The following is a 20674-nucleotide window of genomic DNA, read 5'->3' as shown; positions in this document are numbered from 1 at the left end:
CTGGTCAGATCGGCCTGTCAGGGAACGAACCGCACCTCGAACATGGCCGGCCAGTACTTTCCGGTGACGAGGAACCGGTCCGTACCCGGGATCTGGGCGATGCCGTTGAGGACGTCGACGTCCCGCGGGCCGGGCGGAAGCGCATCGCGGACGGCGGAGGCGTCGATCTCCGCGGTGACCCGTCCGTCCGAAGGATCGATGCGGACGAGGGTGTCCGTGGTCCACACGTTCGCGTAGATCGCGCCGTCGTCCGCGCATTCGAGTTCGTTGAGCCGGGAGACGGGGTTTCCGTCCTGCGCCGCTTGCACGGTGCGCAGGGGCGCGAACGTGACCGGGTCGCGGAACGTGAGTGTGGCTGAGCCGTCGCTCGTGACCAGGGCGCCGGGCAACGCGCAGATGCCCCACCCCTCGCCGTCGAACGGGACCCGCCGCTGTTCGGCGAGCGTCGCGCGATCGCGGACGACGGCGACCCCGTCACGCCACGTCAGCTGCCAGACCGTGTCGCCGCTCACCGTGATGCCCTCGCCGAACAGGGGAGACGGCAGTTCGGCGCGCACCCGGACGGTGCCGCTGTCGAGGTCGGTGCCCTGCACCCAGGATTCGCCGGGGCGGCCGGTGCCCTCGAGCAATTCGGTGCCGTCGATCTCGAGTCCCTGGGTGAACGCATTCGGGTCGTGGTCGACGGTGCGGACGATCTCCGCGCGGAGGTTCGTGCCCGCCGCGCCCGCCGCCACCGAACTCTGCGGGGAGCATGCGGCGACCATCCACGCCACCGCGAGCAGGGCTGGGACGAGGTGCCTCCGGCCGGTCATCGGACCAGCATGACAGCCCAGGTGGGCACGCACTTGCGGTGGTGCGGCAAACTGGTGGTGTGAGTGTTGCTTCTTCCGACGAGCGCGCAGTGGCGCGTCCCGTACTGACCGACGCCGTCGAGCTCGCCCGAACCGCAGTGGTCCAACTGCAGGAAGGGGGAGTCGGCGACTATCTGGGCGTCACGTCCGAGGACGAGTGCGCCGCGACTCACCGTTTCGTTGCGGACCTTCCGGGCTACCGGGGATGGCAGTGGGCGGTGGTGGTGGCCGCCGATCCCGGGTCGGACCGTGCCACCGTCAGCGAACTCGCCCTCCTCCCCGGACCCGACGCGCTGGTCGCACCCGAATGGATTCCGTGGGACCAGCGGATTCGGCCCGGTGACCTGTCCGCGGGCGATCTGCTGGCACCGCCTGCCGGTGACCCCCGGCTCGTCCCCGGCTACGTGGCGACGGGTGACCCCGAGATCGACGACGCCGCCCTCGAACTGGGCCTGGGCCGCAAGCAGGTGATGAGCCTCGAGGGTCGCCTCGACGCCGCCCAGCGCTGGCACGACAGCGACTACGGCCCCGATTCCGAGATGGCCAAGGCCGCGCCGTCGACGTGCGGGCTGTGCGGTTTCTACCTCCCGCTCGCCGGCTCGCTGCACGGGGCGTTCGGCGTGTGCGGCAACGAGATGGCCGCCGACGGGCACGTCGTCGACGTCACATACGGGTGCGGCGCCCACTCCGACACCCTGCTGCCCACGGGCGCCGGTTCGCCGCAGTACGACGCGTACGACGACGGCGCCGTCGAGGTCGTCGAGCGGTCCGCAACCGAGACGGAAGCTGCAGCCGCGGTCACCGACGCCGAGGAATCCGCATCGACCAGCTAGCCGATCCTTTCGGCACCGCCGCCCTGAGGGATTCGACGCTCCTCGCGTGGCGCACGTCCCCGACCCGCCTGCGGGAGGACGCCGCGGCCGAATCCGATTTGGCCCGCGCCGGCTACCGCGACCGGCTCCTCACCGAGTTGGCGCAGAACGCGGCCGACGCCGCGGCCCGCGCCGAAGTGCCCGGCGAGCTGTCCGTGCACCTCGACGGTCGCGTCCTCAGCGTGTCCAACACGGGCACACCGCTGGACGAGCCGGGAGTTCAGGCGCTGGTCGCGCTGCGGGCGTCGAACAAGTCCGGGGCGACCGTCGGCCGCTACGGCGTCGGTTTCACGGCGGTGCTGTCGGTGAGCGACGAGGTCGAACTGCGGTCGACGTCCGGTTCCGTGCTGTTCTCCGCGGACCGCACGAGGTCGGAACTGCGGGACCTCGACGGCGCCGATCCGGGCGCGGGTGTGCCCGCCCTCCGGCTGGCGTGGCCCACCGAGACCCGCCCGGCCGCCGGTGCGGCGTCGGAAGTCGTGCTGACGCTGCGCGAGGACGTGGACGGCGAGTCGCTGCTCGCGTACATGGCGCGCGAGGCCCCCGACCTTCTGCTCGAACTTCCGGCGCTCGTCTCGATCACCGTGGGCGACAAGCAGTTCCGCCGGCGCGAACGACCACTCGAGTCCGGGTTGACCGAGGTCGCGATCGGCGACGACCGCTGGTGGCAGTACGAGTCCGGGCGCGCCCGCTGGCTCGTCCCGGTCCGGGACGGCGTCGTCGCACCCGTCACCGAGGACGTTCTGCGCGCCCCCACCCGCTCGGACGAGGAACTGTCGGTACCCGCGATCCTCGTCGCCGACATCGCCATGCAACCCGACCGCAGGCGCATCCTGCCCGGCGCCGCGATCGCCGAGTTGGCCACCGGATACGCCGAGTTCGTGGCCGCGATGCCGCCCGAACAGCGACTGTCGCTGGTTCCCGTCCCCGCGTTCGCACGCAGCGAGGTCGACTCGGCGCTGCGCGACCATCTCGTCGCCGAATTGCGGGAGCACCCCTGGCTGCCGACCGTCGACGGCAAGGACAAGGCCCCGGGCCGGGCGTCGGTGGTCCCCGGGCTCACCGACGAACTCGCCGAACTGCTCGCCGAGATCGTCGACGGCCTGGTCGTCCCGGATCTGTCCGGCCCCCGCTGGGCGCCCGCGCTGGCCGCGGTCGACGCCCACCGCCTCGGCCTGGCCCGCCTCACCGAACTGCTCAGTGGCATCGAACGGGAACCGTCCTGGTGGCAGCGCCTGTACGCGGCGCTCGAACCGCTGGCCGTCGACGCCCTCGCGGCGGAGGAACTGGCGTCGATCCCGGTGCCGCTGTCCGACGGCCGCACCGTGACCGGTCCGCGAACGGTGTTGCTGGGTCACGACATCGACGGTGTGCTGGGTGTCGACTGGACGAGGCTCGTCCACCCCGACGCCGCGCACCCGCTGCTGTCGAGGCTAGGCGCGAAGACCGCCACGGCCGTCGACCTGCTCTCGGATCCGGCGTTGCGCGCCGAGATCGAGGACCTCGATCCGGACGACGCGGCGGCGGCCGAGGAACTGTCGGTCGCGGTGCTCGCGCTCGCGGGCCGCGTCGACCCCGGCGTTCTGCCGTCGTGGCTCGGTCTGCTGCCGCTGCCGGATGTCGACGGGGAGTTGCGCGGGGCGGACGAATTGCTGTTGCCCGGTGCGCCACTCGCCGAGGTCCTGGTGGACGACTCGCCGTTCGCGTGCGTGGACTCCGCGTTCGCCGAGCGGGTGGGGGAGGACGCCCTGCGCGCCGTGGGCGTCGGCTGGGGCTTCACCGTGCTGCGCGCCGAACTTCCCACCGGACCCGACCACGACCTCGACGACGAGGACCGCTGGTGGGACACACTCGAGGACGACCCCGACGTGATGGGGGCGGTGCGCGACCTGGACCTGGTGGACGAAGACCGCTGGCCGCAGGCGCTGACGATGCTCGCCCGGGACCCGGCGACGCGTCCGCTGCTCGCCGACCGCGCCGGGTACACGGCCTGGTGGCTGCGGCACAACGCCGAGTTGGACGGTCAGGTGCTCGGTCTGCTCCGCGACCCCGCCGACGAGACGTTCGCCGGACTGCTCGACCCCGTCGAGCACCCGGAATCCGCCGTGTTCGCCACCGCTCTGGCCCCGGCGACGGTCGACTCACCGGAACTCGCGCAGCTACTGCTGGACCGGCTGGCCGATCCGGATCGCGAACCGACCCCGGCGGTGACGGCGCGGACCCACAGCCTGCTGGCGGCGGCCGCGGCCGGGCACCTCCTCGACCTCGAGGAACTTCACCTGCCCGAACACGTGCGCGGCCTGACGGGCGCCCTGGTCGATCCCGCCGACGCGCTCGTGCTGGACGAACCGTGGCTGGCCGCCGCGGTGCCGCGCGAGCGCCTGGTGGTCGGGAGCCTGGACACCGCCGAGTCCCTCGCCGATCTGCTGGACGTCCCGCTCGCCTCCGCGGCGATCCGCGGCACCGTAACCGGCTCCGGACGGGAATCCTCGTGGGATCGCGAACCCGTCGCGGTCCTCGCCTTCGCCGCCCTCGGCCGCGACTTGCCCCGCGGGCCTGTCGTCGTCCATCCCCGGCTCACGGTGAAGCTCACGGGTGCCGTCGACGCCGAGATCGCGGTCCCGTGGTGGGTGGACGAGCAGGGCGCCACCCATTGTTCCGAGTCCTGGGCCGAGGGCACGTGGGGCGCCGCCGGTGTCGTTTGACCAGAGCATCCTCGACAGCGCGGTCGAGGAGCGCACACCCTGGCTGATCGACGTCGTCACCGTCATCACGCACAGCGGCGGAACGGTCGCCGCCTGGATCGTGTCCACCGTCCTGACGGTGGCCCTCCTGCTGCAGGACCGCCGGCGGGAAGCGGTACTGGTCGCCGGCGCGATGCTGTCGGGTCTGGCCGTGATGACCGCGCTCAAGAATCTGTTCGAGCGGCAGCGTCCCCCACTGCCGGATCGGCTGGTGGAGATCTCGTCGTTCTCGTTCCCGTCCGGTCACGCGATGATGACCGCGATCCTCGCGAGCGTGCTCGTCGCCGTCATTCTCCGGATCGTGCTGGTGCGGCACGTTCGGATCACGCTCGTCTTCCTGATGGTGCTGTACACGCTGGCGGTGGGGCTGTCGCGCGTCTACCTCGGCGCGCACTGGATGACCGACGTCCTCGCCGGGTGGGCCTTCGGCGCGCTGTGGGCGGCGTTCTGGATCCTGCTGACCCGCGCTCGGCCCCGCCACAGCCAGGCCTAGAGTTCCAGTCCCTGCTGCATCACTCGAGCAGTCCCTGCTGCGCTCCGCGGCTGCCGCGCCGCGCCGCCCGCCGCTGCAACGCGAACAATCCGTACCCGAGGAATCCGACGACGACGCCTGCTATACACGTCGGAAGCGCATCCGACCACCGGTCGCCCGTGACGATCACCACGACCATCGCGACCGCCCACGCAGTGGTTCCCAGTATCAGCGCAGGTCGCGGGTCGGCGAGGCGCTGAGTGAGGGGTCGGCGATCTGCGGTTTCGTTCACCGAATGAACGCTACCCTCGCCGTGGTGCCCTAATCTCCAAGGGCGACGCGCGACTTCTGGCGATGGGGACTGAACAATGGGTGCTGCTCCGAAACTGCTCGACAACTACTTCAAGATCACCGAGCGTGGTTCGACGGTAGGCGCGGAGATTCGCGGCGGCGTGGTGACGTTCGTCGCGATGGCGTACATCGTGGTGCTGAACCCGCTCATCCTCGGCAGCTTCTCCCCGGACGACGCCGTCGCCAAGACGGACGTCCTCGGCAACATCCTCCCCGTGAACCAGGTGGCTGCGGTCACAGCCCTGGTGGCGGGACTGATGAGCATCGTGTTCGGCGTCGTCGCGAATTACCCCTTCGCGATCGCGGCGGGCCTCGGCATCAACAGTCTCCTCGCCGTCACCATCGCGCCGCAGGTCACCTGGCCCGAGGCGATGGGACTCGTCGTGATCGACGGTGTCATCATCGTCGTGTTGGCGCTCACCGGTTTCCGGACGGCCGTCTTCAATGCCATTCCCGCCGAGCTGAAATCCGCCATCGCCGCCGGTATCGGCATGTTCATCGCGTTCATCGGTCTCGTCGACGCCGGCTTCGTGCGGCGCATCCCCGACGTCGCGGGCACCACCGTCCCCGTCGGCCTGGGCATCAACGGATCGATCTCCTCCTGGCCGACCCTGACGTTCGTGTTCGGTGTGCTGCTGATGGGTGTCCTGGTGGTGCGCAAGGTGCGCGGCGGTCTGCTGATCGGCATCGTCGTCACCACCGTGCTGGCCGCGATCATCGAGGCCGTCGCCGGTGTCGGACCGTCGCTGGGCGTGAACCCCCACGGCTGGAACCTCAGCGTTCCGGCCGCTCCCGAAGTGCTGGCGGAACTTCCGGATCTCAGCCTCGTCGGCGACGTCAGCATCTTCGGGGCGTTCACCCGCATCGGCGTGCTCGCGGCCAGCCTGCTGGTGTTCACGCTCGTGCTCGCCAACTTCTTCGACGCCATGGGCACGATGACCGGGCTCGGCAAGGAGGCAGGCCTGACCGACGAGGACGGCAACCTGCCCAACATCGGACGGGCCCTCGTCGTCGAGGGCACCGGCGCGATCGTCGGCGGCGGGGCCTCCGCGTCGTCCAACACGGTGTTCGTCGAATCCGCTTCGGGTATCGCCGAGGGCGCCCGCACCGGACTCGCGAATGTGGTGACGGGACTGCTGTTCCTGGCCGCGATGTTCCTGACCCCGCTGTATTCGGTGGTGCCGATCGAGGCGGCCGCGCCCGCGTTGGTCGTGGTGGGCGCGATGATGATCGGCCAGGTCCGGGACATCGACTTCACGAAGTTCTCGATCGCGTTGCCCGCGTTCCTCACCATCATCGTCATGCCGTTCACGTACTCGATCGCCAACGGCATCGGCGTCGGATTCGTCTCGTGGGTCGTGCTCAATGCTGCGAGCGGTGGTATCAAGAAGATTCACCCGTTGATGTGGGTGGTCGCGCTTCTGTTCGTGGCCTACTTCGCGGTCGGTCCGATCACCGACGCAGTAACGTAAACGGCGGCCGATCGGTCCCGTATTGTCATTCCCGTGACCACGGATACGCGAGCACTCGCCAGCGACCTCTCCCTGGCTGTCGTGCGCCTCACGCGTCACCTGCGTGGGCGCCGCGTCGACGCCCAGGTATCGCTGACCCAGCTGTCGGCTCTGGCCACCCTCGCCCGCGACGGCGCCATGACGCCGGGCAATCTCGCGGCGCGCGAGAAGGTGCAGCCGCCGTCGATGACCAGGGTCATCGCGTCGCTGGTCGAACTGGGACTGGTGGAGCGGGCACCGCATCCCACCGACGGACGCCAGATCATCGTCACGCTGTCGGACGCCGGTCACGCGCTGATCGCCGACGAGACCCACGCCCGCGAGGCGTGGATGAACGAGCGGCTGTCCGGGCTCGACGAGTCTCAGCTGAAGACCCTCCGCGACGCAGTCGGCATCATCACGTCCATCGTCGCCGACTCCGAGTGAATCGCCGCGGCTGATCGGCAGCTGCCCAGTAGTACAACGGCATTGGGCTACCCGGAACGGGGCAGGTGTCCGTTCCCGCGACATCGCGGAGCAAATCTTCTGCCGGAGAACGCAATCGGCATCTGGCGTCGCCCGACCACCGGGGCGCGCGTAGGGGCAGGTCGAGGGCGTTCCGGTGACGGGAGCAAGATGGAAGGGTGCCGCCCGAACCCGAGACCACCGCCCCAGACAAGCCGAAGACCGGCATGTTCGTCGCTCTCCGCACCCGGAACTACCGGTTGTGGGCGTCGGGGCAGATCGTCTCCCTCGTCGGCACGTGGATGCAGCGGGTGGCGCAGGACTGGCTCGTCCTGACGTTGTCGAACGGCAACGCTCTCGCGGTCGGGATCGTGATGGCACTGCAGTTCGGACCGACCCTGTTCCTGTCCGTGTGGGGCGGCGTCCTCGCCGACCGGTACGACAAGCGGCGCATCCTCATCGCGACGCAGGTGTCGATGGCGGTGTGCGCGCTGGTACTCGGCCTGCTCGACGTCGGCGGACTCGTCGCCCTGTGGCACGTCTATCTCATCGCGTTCCTGATGGGCTGCGCGTCCGCGATCGACGCGCCGGCGCGGCAGTCGTTCACCATCGAGATGGTCGGCAAGGACTCACTGCCCAACGCGATCGCCCTGAACTCCATGACGTTCAACACGGCCAGGATCATCGGCCCGGCGATCTCCGGCGTGCTGATCACCCTCATCGGCACGGGCTGGGTGTTCCTGCTCAACGTCGGCACGTTCACCGGCGTGCTGATCGCCCTGCTGATGATGAATGCCCGCGACCTGTTCACCGCACCTCAGGCGGAACGCGGGAAGGGGCAGGTCCGGGAGGGTTTCCGCTACGTGTGGAGTCGCGCCGACCTGCGGGTGCTGATGGTGGCGATCTTCATGGTGTCCACGTTCGGGCTGAACTTCCCGATCAGTCTCGCCGTTCTCGCCCGCAACACGTTCGATCGCGGTGCGGACGCCTACGGACTGCTGTCGACCACCCTCGCCGTGGGCACGCTCGCCGGTGCCACCATCGCCGCGAGACGCAAGACCCCGCCCCGGCTGCGCACGTTCCTCGGGGCCGCGGCCGCGTTCGGGGCGTTCGAGATCCTGGTCGGAGTGATGCCCACGTATGCGCTGGTGGCGATCATGCTCATCCCGACCGGTGCGCTCACCCTGACGTTCACGACGGCGGCGATGAACATCCTGCAGATGTCCGTGCCGTCCGAGATGCGCGGCAGGGTGATGGGCATCTACATGCTCTGTTTCCTCGGCGGCACCCCGCTGGGCAGTCCCGTTCTCGGCTGGCTGGCCGACGCCCTCGACCCCCGCGCCCCGCTCGTGATCGGCGGCGCGATCTCCCTGGTCAGCGGGATCGGCGCGGCGCTGTACCTGATGCGGCACCAACGGGTGTGGATCAAGGTGCGCAGACCGGACGCCGGACGCCACCTCCCGGTGATCGAACTGCGCAACGTCCTCGAACCGCGCCCCGTCGTGGTCTGCGACGCCACCGAACAGGCCGTGGAGGCGAGCCGAGACCCACGGTCCTGACGCAGGCCGGAGCCGTTCAGACGCCGACCGCCGTCGCCACAGCCCGCCGGGTCAGCACTCTCGCGAGGTGGGTGCGGTACTCGGCGTCGGCGTTGCCGTCGGTGACGGGGTCGGTGCCCTCGGCGGCGTGCTCGGCCGCCGCCCGGATCGACTCCGGGTCCGCGGCCTTTCCGACGAGCGCGTCCTCGACGCCGCGAGCACGCACCGGCACCGACCCCATGTTGGTCAGCGCCACCCGCGCCTGCCGGATCATGCCACCGTCCACCTGGATCGTCGCGGCCACCCCCACGATCGACCAGGCCTCCGCGACCGTGTTGAACTTCTCGTACCGCGCCTCCCAGCCGGTGTGCTTCGGGATCCGCACGTCCACGAGGATCTCGTCCGGTCGCATCGTGGTGGTGTAGTAACCCTCGAAGAAGTCGGCGACCGCAATGGTCCGCCTGCCCCCGGTGCCCACCACGGTGAGGGTGGCGTCCAGGGCCAGTGCAGGTCCGCACAGGTCACCCGCCGGATCAGCATGCGCGAGGGCGCCGCCCAGCGTGCCGCGGTGCCGGATCTGCGGGTCGGCGACGGTGCGGCTCGCCTCGACGAGCAGCAACGCGTGCTCGTGGACGAGCGGGTTGCGGATCACGTCGTAGTACGTGGTCATCGCGCCGATCACGATGCTGTCCCCGTCTTCGTGCACACCGCGCAACTCACCGATCCGGCCCAGGTCGACGAGGGTGCTCGGCGAGGACAACCGCAGCCGCAGGACCGGCAGCAGACTCTGCCCGCCCCCGAGGATCTTGGCGTCCTCGCCGGCCTCGGCGAGCGCGGCCACCGCCTGGTCGACGGAGGTCGGGGCGACGTAATCGAAGCTCGACGGAATCATCGGGCACCTTCCTGAGCGGTGTGGACGGCACGCCAGACCCGCATCGGCGTCAACGGCATCTCGATGTCACGCACCCCGAACTGCCGGACCGCGTCGAGGGCGGCGTTGACGACGGCCGGGGTGGATGCGATCGTCCCCGCCTCGCCGACCCCCTTGACGCCCAGCGGGTTACCGGTGGCGGGGGTCTCGGTGCGGCCCGTCGTGAACGACGGCAGATCCGCCGCCGACGGAACCGAGTACTCGGCGAACGAACCCGACAGCAGGGTGCCGGACTCGTCGTACACCGCCTCCTCGTACAGGGCCTGCGCGATGCCCTGGGCGAGTCCGCCGTGCACCTGCCCCTCCACGATCAGTGGGTTGACCACGTGCCCGATGTCGTCGACGCACACGTAGGAGCGGATGCGGACCTTCCCGGTCTCGGTGTCGACCTCCACCGCGCACAGGTGCGTGCCGTGGGGGAACGAGAAGTTCTCGGGGTCGTACGCCGCCTCGGAGTCCAGGTTCGGCTCCACACCGTCGGGCAGATCGTGCGCGGCGAACACCGCGAGCGCGACATCGGCGATGCCGACCGCCTTCTCGGTGCCCTTCACCTGGAACCGCCCGTCGGTGAACTCGAGATCGTCCTCGGCGCACTCCATCAGGTGCGCCGCGATGGGTCTGGCCTTCGCGATCACCTTCTCGGCGGCCTTCACCACCGCGATCGCACCGACCGCCAGCGACCGGGAACCGTACGTGTCCATCCCGCGCGGCGAGGTCTGGGTGTCGCCGTGCAGCACTTCGACGTCCTCGAACGGCACCCCGAGTTGATCCGCGACCACCTGGCTCCACGCGGTCTCGTGGCCCTGGCCGTGGGCGGAGGAACCGGTGACCACCTCGACCTTGCCGGTCGGCAGCATCCGGATCGCCGCGTGCTCCCACCCGCCGGCCCCGTAGGCCAGCGCGCCGAGCGTGCGCGACGGCGCCAGCCCGCACATCTCGGTGAACGTGGACACGCCGATGCCCAGTTGCACCGGGTCCTTGCGTTCGCGGCGCTCCGCCTGCTCGCGGCGCAGGCCGTCGTAGTCGAACAATTCCCGCGCGTGCGCGGTCGCGGCCTCGTAGTTGCCGGAGTCGTACGTCAGGCCCGCGACGGTGTCGAACGGGAACTCCTCGTGGGTGATCCAGTTCTTCGCCCGCAACTCCAGTGGGTCCAGCGACAACTCGGTCGCGAGTTCGTCCATCATCCGCTCGATCGCGAACGTCGCCTCCGGGCGGCCCGCCCCGCGGTACGCGTCGGTGGGCACCTTGTTGGTGAACACGTTGGTGCACGTGAAGTGATACGCGGGGAACTTGTAGATGCCGTTGAACATGAACGCACCCAGGATCGGCACTCCCGAGGTGACCAGTCGCAGGTATGCGCCCATGTCGGCAAGCAGTTCCACCTTCATACCGGTGACGGTGCCGTCGCGGCGGGCGGCCAGCGTCAGCTTCTGGATCTGGTCGCGACCGTGATGGGCCGCGACCATCGACTCGCTGCGGGACTCGGTGTATTTGACCGGCTTGCCGAGTCGCCGCGCGACGAGCAGCGCGATGACCTCCTCGGGCGTCACCTGCAGTTTGCCGCCGAAACCGCCGCCGACGTCCGGGGCGACGACGCGCAGTTTGTGCTCGGGGATGTCGAGCGTCATCGCGAGCATGAGCCGCAGGATGTGGGGGATCTGCGTGGCCGACCACATCGTGATCTGGGCGCCGGTCGGATCGACCACCACCGAGCGGGGTTCCATGAACGCCGGGATGAGCCGCTGCTGCCGGAACGTGCGTTCGACGAGTACCTCGGCGTCGCGGATGGCCTCCTCCACGTCGCTGCCGGTACCGGCCTCCGCGGAATCGAACGTCCAGGTGGCGCTGACGTTCGTTCCGAGATCGGGGTGCACGAGTTCGGAGCCGTCGGCGGCCGCGGACGCGAGGTCCAGCACGACCGGCAGTTCGTCGTATTCGACGTCGATCGCCTCGAGAGCGTCGTGTGCCTCGTAGGCACTGCGCGCCACGACGACCGCGACGGCCTCGCCTGCGAAGTTGACCCGGTCGACCGCGAGGGACGGAGCAGGCGGCGACTTCATGTCCGGGGTGATCGGCCAGGCGCACGGCAGGCTGCCCTGTTCGTCGGCGAGATCGGCGCCGGTGAGGACGGTGACGACCCCGGGCAGGTCGCGGGCGGCGGAGGTGTCGATTCCGGTGATGCGGGCGTGCGCGAACGGGCTGCGCAGGATCGCCAGGTGCTGCATGCCGGGCAGGACGAGGTTGTCGGTCCAGCGCGTGCGGCCCGTGACGAGATGCTCGTCTTCCTTGCGTCTGCGGGCCTTGCCGATTTCCGGTTCGGCGGTGGCGGTCATCGCACACCTCCCTGCGCGGTGTCGGTCTTCGGCGCACTCGCGTCTGCGGCCGGTGTCTCGGCGGTGCTGCCGCCGCGCAACCGCTGCGCCGCGTCCTGCACCGCGCTGACGATGTTCTGGTACCCGGTACAGCGGCACAGGTTGCCTTCCAACCCCAGCCGCACCGTCCGCTCGTCCGGGTCGGGTTCCTCGGCGAGCAGGTCGAGAGTCTGCATGATCATGCCGGGTGTGCAGTATCCGCACTGCAGGGCGTGGTTGTCGTGGAACGCCTGCTGCACGGGGTGCAATTTCCCGTTGCGGGACAGGCCCTCGACGGTGAGGACGTCGCCGCCGTCGGCCTGCACGGCGAGCACCGAGCAGGACTTGATGCTGTGACCGTTCAGATGAACGGTGCACGCCCCGCAGTTCCCGGTGTCGCAACCGATGACGGTGCCGACCTTGCCGAGCCGGTCCCGAAGATAATGGACGAGGAGCAGTCGTGGTTCGACGTCGTCCGTGTATGCCGTTCCGTCGACGGTGACGGTGATGCGCATCGCGCCTCCAAAGCCGAGAGCCTCAGGTGATACGTCCTACTCTGCGCCGACCGGGCCCGAACAACACCCGGAATCGGGGAACCGTTTCCGGATCGGTCACGTCCGGCGCGCCACCTCGAGCAATTCCTGCAGCGTCGCGAGACTGTGGCCGGCGAGGAGCCGGTCGACATACGGCAGCGCGGCGACGATCCCGGACTGCACCGGTTCGTACCCGTCCGCGCCGGCGTGCGGATTCACCCACAGCACGGCGTGGGCGAGCCGGCGCAGCTGGGCCATCTGCTCCGCGAGCAGGGTCGGGTCACCACGCTCCCAGCCGTCGGAGAAGATCACCACGACGGCGCCGCGGGCCACACCGCGGCGCCCCCAGCGGTCCAGGAACGCGCGCAGCGTCTCGCCGAGTCGGGTGCCGCCCGCCCAGTCGGGCACGGCGCGGCTCGCGGCGGCCAGTGCCACTTCCGGGTCGCGGACCCGCAGCGCCCGGGACAGCCGGGTCATCCGGGTGCCCAGCGAGAACACCTCGGTGCCCGCCGGATTGCTCCGCGCGACGACGTGACCGAACCGCAGCAGCGCGTCGGCGTACGGGCTCATCGATCCGGACACGTCGATCAGCAGCACCATCCGGCGCGGGCGGGTGGCCTTGCGGTGGTGGCTCGGCCGCACCGCTTCGCCGCCCGCCGCGAGCATGCCCCGCACCGTCCGCCGCGGATCGACGGCGCCCCGGCGGGCGGGACGCATCCGGATGGCCGGGCGGGTCGGGGGCCGCGGACGCAGGGTGGCGATCAACTCGGCGAGGTGCGCGCGCTCGGCCGCGGTGAGGTCGGCGATGTCCCGGTGGCGCAACACCTCGGCGTCGTCGGCCGCGACCCGCAGGCGCGGCGCGTCCCCACCGGTGTCGCCGCCGTCCGCCGAGGTCAGAGCGGCGGTTCTGGCCCGTCGGGGCTGCTCCCCGGACCGAGGCGTGTGCAACGGGACGGTACCGCCGAACCAGCCCTCGAAGGCCGAGTCGTACCGCGGGATGTCGTCGGGACCGCGGCTCAGGGTCGCGCGCCCCGCCCAGTACACCTGGCCCGGATCGCCCACGTCCACCTGGCGCAGGGCCCGCGTGAACGCGGCGACGGCGTCCGACGCGACCGGCAGTCCCGCCGCCGCGAGGGCGTGCGCGAACCCGGCGAACCCCACCAGCGGGTCGCCGGCGTCCGGGGCCGCGGGCACGGTGCTCACCCCGCCAGGAGCCGGTCCAGTCCCGCCCGGGCCACGCGTTCGAGGTCCTCGCGGTACTTGAGGACGGCGCCGAGCGTCGCGGCTGCGGTTTCCGCGTCCAGTACGTCCCGATCGAGTTCCTGCAGTGCGCGCGCCCAGTCCAGCGACTCGGCCACCCCCGGCGGCTTGAGCAGTTCCATCTCGCGCAGGGAGCGGACGGCGTGGGCGACCTGGCCTGCGAGTTCGGCCCCGATGCCGGGGAGGCGGCGGCGCAGGATCGCGACCTCCCGCGCCAGATCCGGGTGTTCGAGCCAGTGGTACAGGCAGCGGCGTTTGAGGGCGTCGTGCACCTCGCGGGTGCGGTTGGACGTGAGCACCACCAGCGGCGGTGTCGCCGCCCGCACCTCGCCGAGTTCGGGAATCGTGACGGCGTTCTCGTCGAGGACCTGCAGCAGGAAAGCCTCGAACTCGTCGTCGGCGCGGTCGATCTCGTCGACGAGCAGCACGCACGGCGCCTCGGTGAGGGCCCGCAGCAGGGGACGCGCCAGCAGGAACCGCTCGGTGTACAGGGAGCGTTCGACGGTGTCGGCCTCGAGCGATCCGTCGCTCGCCGCCTCCAGCGTCCGCAGGTGCAGCAGTTGCCGCGGGAAGTCCCAGTCGTAGAGCGCCTGCGCGGCGTCGATGCCCTCGTGGCACTGCAACCGGATCAGCGGCAGGCCGAACGCCTCCGACAACGCGGCCGCGAGCGACGTCTTGCCGGTGCCGGGTTCGCCCTCGCAGAACAGGGGCCGTCCCATACGTATGGCGAGGAACGCGGCCATCGCGACGCCGTCGTCGGCGAGGTAACCGGTGCCGTCCAGTGCCCGCGCCAGTTCCGCGGGTGAACCGACCGTCGGCGTGGAATCACTCACGTCCGCGAGCCTAGATCAGTGCCCGCGCCCCGGTACCCGACTCGGGCAACCGAGCACGTCGTCAGCCGATCCGGCCGTCAACCATCGGGCTCCACCCGGCCGCGGTCCTCGCTCAACCGCCGGAACATCGCGGTGGCGCCGAACCTCGCGGCCACCCGCTCGGCGAGTCCCGGCGCGATCTGGGCCAGGGCGAGCAGGGGGCGGATCGGTGCTCCGCTCTCGACGACCTCGGGCAGGTCCCGCCGAATCGCCCGGGTCACGGTGGCGGCGACCTTGTCGGTACTGGTCTCGCCCGCCATTCGTCCGGCCCTGATTCCGCGTTCGGTCATCCGCTGGTACATGCCGTCGCCCGCGATGAACCCGGGACAGACGACGGAGAAGCCGACCGGTGCCCCGGCGTACTCCGCGCGCAGCGACTGGGTGAGGCCGATCAGGCCGGCCTTCGTCGCGGCGTACGGCGCGCAGTACGCCGGACCGATCTTCGCTGCCAGCGACGACACGAACACCACGTGACCGCGGCCGCGGTCGAGCATCCCCGGCAGCACCCGGCGGGTGAGAAGCAGTGGTGCGGTGAGGTTTACGTCGACCATGGCGCTGAGCTCGGCGGGACTCAGTCGGGTGAACGCCGAGACGTTCTCCACGCCGGCATTGTTCACCAGGACGTCGAGGGGGCCGACCGCCGCCTCGGTGCGTTCGATCAGCGCATCGAGCAGGTCCAGTCGATTCAGGTCCCCGGGCACAGCCTCGGCGCGCGCACCGAGCGCACGTAGTTCCGCCACGAGTTCCGCGAGGCGGTCCTCACGCCGGCCGGACACCGCGACGGCGACACCCTCGCGCGCCAGGGCCCGGGCGACGACGCGGCCGAGCCCGCCGGAGGCGCCGGTCACCAGAGCCGTGCGTCCGTGCAGGTGCTTCATTCCTTCGAGCTTTCGCGCCCCGCGGAGGGGAGTCAACGCTGTGACGCCGCGCATACGGCAATATGGACCGGTGGTTCACGTCATCGACATAACAGATCCGGCCGACACCAGGCTGGACGACTTCCGCGATCTCAACTCCTCGGACCGGCGTCCCGACCTCCCCGAGGGCAAGGGCCTGGTGATCGCGGAGGGTGTGCTGGTGGCGCAGCGACTGCTGGCGTCCCGGTTCGACCCGATCGGTCTGCTCGGCGTCGATCGGCGGCTCGAGGAACTGGCCGGCGACCTCGACGGCGTGGACGTGCCGTTCTACCGGACGACGGCGGACGTCATGGCCGAGGTGGTCGGGTTCCACCTCAACCGGGGTGTGCTCGCGGCGGCGCGTCGCCCGGCGCCCCTCGAACTGTCGGACGTGCTCGAGCACTCCCGGACGGTCGCGGTGCTCGAGGGCGTCAACGATCACGAGAACCTGGGCTCGATGTTCCGCAATGCCGCGGGGCTCGGCGTCGACGCCGTGGTGTTCGGCAAGGGGTGTGCCGACCCGCTGTACCGCCGGGCGGTCCGGGTGTCGATGGGGCACGTTCTCCGGGTTCCGTTCGCGCACGTGACGAAGTGGCCGCACGATCTGGACGCGTTGCGGGAGCGGGGTTTCCAGCTGATCTCGCTGACCCCGAACCCCGAGGCGGTGACGCTGGCCGAGGCGATGACGGGGGAGAAGGTGGCGTTGCTGCTGGGCGCGGAAGGGCCCGGCCTCACCGAACACGCCATGCGGGCCACGGACATTCGTGCCCGCATCCCGATGGCGCCCGGAACGGATTCGCTCAACGTCGCGACAGCGGCGGCGATGGCGTTCTACGAGCGCGTCCGAACCGGCCGGTGAGAATGCTGCCCCCTCATTCCCCGTATCCGCCGCCGCCGACGGAAACACCGTGGTTCACCGGACTTCTCGTGACAGCGTTCGCCACGGCGGTGGTGGCCGTCGCGATCATGGCGTTCGGCTCGCAGCTCGCCCGGATCAACCCGGCACTGGCGGTGTTCCTCGAACTCGTCGTGGTCGCCGGGGTCGCGCCGTCGGTGTGGCGGCTACGCCGGACATTGGTATGGCGGTGGCTGGTGTACGGCGCCGCAGCCGGAGTTCTCGCCGGCTGGTCGGCGCTGCTCGTCGGCGCCGCCTGACTTCTGCAGGTCAGAAGCCGAAATAGCGGCGGAGCAGTCCGCCCTTGCGAGCGGGCGGCGGCGGAGCGGGCGTAGGAACGGGCTTGGGGGTGGGCTTGGGGGCGGGGTGTTCCACCTCAGCGGGCTGTTTTACGTCGGCCGCCGCCTCGGCCACCGGACCTTCGCCGGGCGGGTGGACGGCGAACCCGTGCACGGTGATCTTCTTCGGGTCGATCTCGGTGCCCTCCGGGGCCCCCGTGTACCGGAAGTTCAGCCATTCCCGGTTGGCGCCCTCGGCGAACTGCTGCGGGTGGAACGGCAGCGACTGCGGGTCGGGCAGCACGCCCGGCGGGTGTTCGAGCGGGAAGTCGCCCGCCCAGAACGGTCTCTCCCACACCATGGGGATGCCGAGGTCCTCGTGGATGTGCACCGGCGTCGCGCTGAACGCGCGGATCAGGTGCCCGTCCTCCCACATCGCGAACGAGCCCCACGCGATGTCGGGCTTGGATGCGACGTAGTACGTCTTCGCGGATTCGGTGGGCCGGATGCGGGTTCCGGGCAGGGTCGACGGCCGGGGAACGACAAGATCGGGCCCGCACACGACGGTGACGCCGGCGTAGGAACCGATGTGCACGGTCCCGGCGGCGTCGAGTCGCGCGGCCTCGGCCAGCGGAACCGGGCCGGTGGGGGTGGCCGCCAGATCGGGATAGAGGCGGGCGGCGAGTCGCCGCGCCGCCGCGAGGTCAGGCTCGGGGTGACTGCGCAGAACAGCCGCAGGGTCGGGGACGTCGACGTACCAGATCGTTGATACCTTGGCCCCCACGGTCATCCCCCTCTTCCGGTGTCTTCCTGAAAGAGTACGACCCCGACCGGGTTTCCGGCCTGCTTACCGCGTCGACGGTCAGCGTCCGCTGCTGCGGACACCGAGCAGGACGTCGTCCCAGGAGGGGAGGGCGGGTTTGCCGCGCTTGTCCTTGTTGTTCGTCTGGTGCGGGGCGATCTTGGGTGCGGCCGGCTCTTCGGGCGAGGCGGGCTCGTCCTCGGGCTCCTCGGTGACATCGGCCTCGATGATCTCCTCGGGCTCGATCGTCGGCACCTCCACCTCGGTGGGGAACTCGGCGAGTTCGAGCTGCTCCGGTTCGTCGGAGGCCACCGGCGCCAATCCGCGCAGCGGACGGCCGAAGTCGGGGTCGATCAGGTCGAATGCGGTGTCGTCGAGGGCGACGATGGTGCCACCGTGCGCGTCCGGCTGGTACCGCCAGTGCGCCGCATTGGTGGTGCGGCCGGCCTGCCACTGCAGCTGGGCAACCCAGTGATTGTCCTCGTCGCGCCACGCGTCCCAGGTGGCGTCGTCGATGTTGTGTCCCCGCGCACGGAACGCCTGCGTGACGATCTCGGCGAGAGTGGGAACGGCGGGGCCGTTGTCGCGCACCGGGTGTCCGCCCTGCGCCATCTCGGCCGCACGGGAACGTTCGAGCAGAACCGGATACGCGAAACGCTCCACCTTCGCCAAGGGGATACCGGCCTCGTCGGCAACCTGTTCGACGGAGGCGCCGGCACGGATGCGGGCCTGGATTTCTCGGGGCCTGAGCTGACTGTCCATTTCGATCTCAATCTGGCCGAGTCGAGCGATGTCCCCGCGGGATGCGGCGCGGAGTTTGTCATCGGCGGGAAGCCGGAATTTTTCGCCGGTACTGGCATCTGCGCACACGACGTGCGATCCATCGGGCTCGAGACCGATCACTCGAAGCTCTCGCACGTTGACCTCCTTATCGCGCCGGCTCGCGACTCTGCACCCCGGCAACTGTAATTCATTCGTGACAGCCCGCGCGGCAGGACACGCGCGGGTAAATCCCGTCCCGGATTCGGCTGCGCGCTACGCTTCCTCGTTTCCCGATCGATCCTTCCTGCGGGGTGTGCGCTGCCTCGTGCGGGTGACCTGGACGGCGTCGATCACGCTGTACAACTCCGTCGGGATCGGCCTCCAGGACCTCGCCGCGGCGCGCATACTGATCGACACAGCCCGGCAACGGGGCGTCGGAACAGAAGTGGATCTGAGTCGATGAGCCAGAGCGATATCGACGACGTGGACCTTGCCCACCTGCGGCGGGCCATCGAACTCGCCGACGAGACGGGGGACGCGGGCAACAGGCCGTTCGGTGCGGTCGCTGTCGGCGCCGACGGTCACGTCATCAGTGAGGGCGCCAACTCCGTGGCGACGTCCGCCGACGTCACCGAGCATGCAGAACTCGACGCGATCACCACCGCCTGCGGTGAAGGCCGGACGGGCGACCTCGTCGGCGCCACCATGTACGCGAGCGGTGAGCCGTGCCCGATGTGCAGTGCGGCGATGGTGTGGGCCGGGATCACGCGGGTGGTCTACGCGGCCTCGTCCGCGGATTTCTCCCGGATCCTCCCCGACGGGCCGCGGTTCACGCTGGGCTGCGCCGACGTGCTCGATGCGGCGAGCGTCGAGATCCAGGTGAGCGGGCCGCATCTCGGTGACGAGGCGCTCGCGCCGTTCCACCGCTTCCTCGACACGGACTGACCCCGAGACGCCGTCAGCCCCCGGCACTTCGGTGCGGGGGGCTGACAGGTATCAAGGTGCCGGGACTCAGCCGAGCTGCGAGACGACCCAGTCGATGCTCTTCGTGAGCTGCGAGACGTCCTCGGGATCGATCGCCGGGAACATGCCGACACGCAGCTGGTTGCGGCCCAGCTTGCGGTACGGCTCCGTGTCGACGACGCCGTTGGCCCGCAGGATCTTCGCCACCTGGGCGGCGTCGACCTTGTCGTCGAAGTCGATGGTGCCGACCACCTGCGAGCGGTGTGCCGGATCGGTGACGAACGGCGTGGCGTAGTCGCTGGCCTCGGCCCACTGGTACAGGCGCGAGGACGAATCGGCGGTACGCGACGTGGCCCAGTCGAGACCGCCGTTGCCGTTCAGCCACTCGATCTGGTTGGCGAGCAGCAGCAGCGTCGCGACCGCGGGGGTGTTGTACGTCTGGTCCTTGGAGCTGTTGTCCACGGCGATGGGCAGCGACAGGAAGTCGGGGGTCCAGCGACCCGAATCCTTGATCTCCGCGACCCGCTCGAGCGCCTTCGGGCTCATCAGCGCGATCCACAGTCCACCGTCGGCCGCGAAGCACTTCTGCGGCGCGAAGTAGTACACGTCGGCGTCGGCGACGTTCACCGGCAGACCGCCGGCGCCGGACGTGGCGTCGATGGCGATGAGTGCGTTCTCCGAGCCCGCGGGACGCGAGACGGGGATCGCGACACCGGTGGACGTCTCGTTGTGCGCCCAGCCGATGAGGTCGACGGACGGATCGGAGACCGGCTCGGGCGCGCTGCCCGGGTCGGCGGAGACGACGATCGGGTCACCGATGAACGGGTTGTTCTTCGCGACCGACGCGAACTTGGAGCTGAACTCGCCGTTCGTGAGGTGCAGCGACTTCTCCCGGATCAGGCCGAACGCGGCCGCATCCCAGAACGCGGTGGTGCCACCGTTGCCGAGCACCACCTCGTAACCCTCGGGCAGGGAGAACAGATCGGCGAGGCCGGACCGCACGCTGGCGACGACGTCCTTGACGGGCTTCTGGCGGTGGCTGGTGCCGAACACCGAGGCGCCCACCTCGACCAGCGACTGCAGCTGTTCGGGGCGAACCTTGGAGGGTCCGCAGCCGAACCGTCCGTCGGCGGGCAGGAGGTCTGCGGGGATGATCGGTGTGGAGGTCATCGCTACTTTCTGTTCCTTACTGATTCAGGCGGGGGAGACGGTCAGCTGGTGTGGGCGATCTGGTCCCAGCCCTCGACGGACTCGGGGGTGCGGGGAGCGGGCCCGGTGTAGATGGCGGCGGGGCGGACGAGTTTGCCGAGGCGCTTCTGCTCGAGGATGTGGGCGCACCAGCCTGCGG

At 70.2% G+C, this 20674-nt stretch carries 21 protein-coding genes and 1 pseudogene; 10 read left to right on the top strand and 12 right to left on the bottom strand.

What is annotated here, in order from left to right:
- Positions 1-17: 17 nt before the first annotated feature.
- Positions 18-812 carry a glutaminyl-peptide cyclotransferase gene (locus tag CA951_RS15095; protein ID WP_087557606.1) on the bottom strand — a complete coding sequence of 265 codons (795 nt, stop codon included), beginning with the start codon at positions 810-812 and terminating at the stop codon, positions 18-20.
- A gap of 38 nt (positions 813-850) precedes the next feature.
- Between CA951_RS15095 and CA951_RS15090 the strand changes: the two genes are divergently transcribed.
- From CA951_RS15090 to CA951_RS15075, 3 genes are all read left to right on the top strand, one after another.
- Complete coding sequence (locus CA951_RS15090; protein ID WP_087557605.1) at positions 851-1684, top strand: DUF3027 domain-containing protein; 834 nt, start codon at positions 851-853, stop codon at positions 1682-1684.
- A 176-nt stretch (positions 1685-1860) separates the two neighbouring features.
- A complete protein-coding gene (locus tag CA951_RS15080; protein ID WP_087557603.1) occupies positions 1861-4428 on the top strand; it encodes an ATP-binding protein in 2568 nt (855 codons plus the stop codon).
- The gene (locus tag CA951_RS15075; RefSeq protein ID WP_087557602.1) at positions 4418-4960 is read left to right on the top strand and encodes a phosphatase PAP2 family protein; all 543 of its coding nucleotides are present in this window, start codon (positions 4418-4420) and stop codon (positions 4958-4960) included. The genes CA951_RS15080 and CA951_RS15075 overlap by 11 nt, the downstream gene beginning before the upstream one ends.
- Before the next feature lie 19 nt (positions 4961-4979).
- Here the strand turns inward: CA951_RS15075 and CA951_RS15070 are convergent, their stop codons facing one another.
- Positions 4980-5231, bottom strand: a complete 252-nt coding sequence (locus CA951_RS15070; protein WP_087557601.1) for a DUF2530 domain-containing protein — start codon at positions 5229-5231, stop codon at positions 4980-4982.
- Positions 5232-5307: 76 nt separating this feature from the next.
- Between CA951_RS15070 and CA951_RS15065 the strand changes: the two genes are divergently transcribed.
- From CA951_RS15065 to CA951_RS15055, 3 genes are all read left to right on the top strand, one after another.
- Entirely contained in the window at positions 5308-6762 is a 1455-nt protein-coding gene (locus CA951_RS15065; protein WP_087557600.1) for an NCS2 family permease, read from the top strand.
- A 33-nt stretch (positions 6763-6795) separates the two neighbouring features.
- Positions 6796-7227 carry a MarR family winged helix-turn-helix transcriptional regulator gene (locus tag CA951_RS15060; RefSeq protein WP_072944816.1) on the top strand — a complete coding sequence of 144 codons (432 nt, stop codon included), beginning with the start codon at positions 6796-6798 and terminating at the stop codon, positions 7225-7227.
- Positions 7228-7472: 245 nt separating this feature from the next.
- Complete coding sequence (locus CA951_RS15055; RefSeq protein WP_087557838.1) at positions 7473-8804, top strand: MFS transporter; 1332 nt, start codon at positions 7473-7475, stop codon at positions 8802-8804.
- Positions 8805-8820: 16 nt separating this feature from the next.
- On the opposite strand, the gene CA951_RS15050 is transcribed toward CA951_RS15055, so the two are convergent.
- The 6 genes from CA951_RS15050 to CA951_RS15025 all read right to left on the bottom strand — a co-directional run bounded on the left by CA951_RS15050 (position 8821) and on the right by CA951_RS15025 (position 15608).
- Positions 8821-9675, bottom strand: a complete 855-nt coding sequence (locus CA951_RS15050) for a xanthine dehydrogenase family protein subunit M (protein ID WP_087557599.1) — start codon at positions 9673-9675, stop codon at positions 8821-8823.
- Positions 9672-12047 (bottom strand): xanthine dehydrogenase family protein molybdopterin-binding subunit, encoded by a 2376-nt coding sequence (locus CA951_RS15045; RefSeq protein ID WP_087557598.1) that lies wholly within the window; start codon positions 12045-12047, stop codon positions 9672-9674. Before CA951_RS15045 ends, CA951_RS15050 begins: the two co-directional genes overlap by 4 nt.
- Positions 12044-12580 (bottom strand): (2Fe-2S)-binding protein, encoded by a 537-nt coding sequence (locus tag CA951_RS15040; protein ID WP_087557597.1) that lies wholly within the window; start codon positions 12578-12580, stop codon positions 12044-12046. Before CA951_RS15040 ends, CA951_RS15045 begins: the two co-directional genes overlap by 4 nt.
- Positions 12581-12676: 96 nt before the next feature.
- Positions 12677-13801, bottom strand: coding sequence for a VWA domain-containing protein (locus CA951_RS15035; RefSeq protein WP_256973717.1), 1125 nt, complete (start codon positions 13799-13801; stop codon positions 12677-12679).
- A complete protein-coding gene (locus CA951_RS15030; protein ID WP_087557596.1) occupies positions 13798-14691 on the bottom strand; it encodes a MoxR family ATPase in 894 nt (297 codons plus the stop codon). Before CA951_RS15030 ends, CA951_RS15035 begins: the two co-directional genes overlap by 4 nt.
- Before the next feature lie 77 nt (positions 14692-14768).
- Entirely contained in the window at positions 14769-15608 is an 840-nt protein-coding gene (locus CA951_RS15025; RefSeq protein ID WP_087557595.1) for an SDR family oxidoreductase, read from the bottom strand.
- 70 nt (positions 15609-15678) lie between these two features.
- On the opposite strand from CA951_RS15025, the gene CA951_RS15020 reads away from it, so the two are divergent.
- The gene (locus tag CA951_RS15020; protein WP_087557594.1) at positions 15679-16485 is read left to right on the top strand and encodes an RNA methyltransferase; all 807 of its coding nucleotides are present in this window, start codon (positions 15679-15681) and stop codon (positions 16483-16485) included.
- Between the two features lie 68 nt (positions 16486-16553).
- Complete coding sequence (locus CA951_RS15015; protein ID WP_373413814.1) at positions 16554-16781, top strand: DUF2537 domain-containing protein; 228 nt, start codon at positions 16554-16556, stop codon at positions 16779-16781.
- 10 nt (positions 16782-16791) lie between these two features.
- Here the strand turns inward: CA951_RS15015 and CA951_RS15010 are convergent, their stop codons facing one another.
- The gene (locus CA951_RS15010) at positions 16792-17589 is read right to left on the bottom strand and encodes a hypothetical protein (protein ID WP_087557592.1); all 798 of its coding nucleotides are present in this window, start codon (positions 17587-17589) and stop codon (positions 16792-16794) included.
- A gap of 72 nt (positions 17590-17661) precedes the next feature.
- Positions 17662-18519, bottom strand: a complete 858-nt coding sequence (gene sepH, locus CA951_RS15005; protein ID WP_087557591.1) for a septation protein SepH — start codon at positions 18517-18519, stop codon at positions 17662-17664.
- 58 nt (positions 18520-18577) lie between these two features.
- On the opposite strand from sepH, the gene CA951_RS44250 reads away from it, so the two are divergent.
- Together CA951_RS44250 and CA951_RS15000 are read left to right on the top strand one after the other, a co-directional pair.
- Positions 18578-18826: a hypothetical protein gene (locus CA951_RS44250; protein ID WP_256973714.1), complete on the top strand. Its 249-nt coding sequence runs from the start codon at positions 18578-18580 to the stop codon at positions 18824-18826.
- On the top strand, positions 18823-19308 hold the full coding sequence (locus CA951_RS15000) for a nucleoside deaminase (protein WP_087557590.1): 486 nt from the start codon (positions 18823-18825) through the stop codon (positions 19306-19308). Before CA951_RS44250 ends, CA951_RS15000 begins: the two co-directional genes overlap by 4 nt.
- Positions 19309-19374: 66 nt before the next feature.
- Here the strand turns inward: CA951_RS15000 and serC are convergent, their stop codons facing one another.
- Both serC and CA951_RS44245 read right to left on the bottom strand, forming a co-directional pair.
- Positions 19375-20496 (bottom strand): phosphoserine transaminase, encoded by a 1122-nt coding sequence (serC, locus tag CA951_RS14995; RefSeq protein WP_087557589.1) that lies wholly within the window; start codon positions 20494-20496, stop codon positions 19375-19377.
- A 41-nt stretch (positions 20497-20537) separates the two neighbouring features.
- A pseudogene (locus CA951_RS44245) lies at positions 20538-20674 on the bottom strand (citrate (Si)-synthase); the annotation flags it as partial.

The organism is Rhodococcus sp. NCIMB 12038 (assembly GCF_002165735.1).
Lineage (GTDB): Bacteria > Actinomycetota > Actinomycetes > Mycobacteriales > Mycobacteriaceae > Rhodococcus_F.
This window is presented reverse-complemented; position numbering and strand designations above follow the sequence as displayed.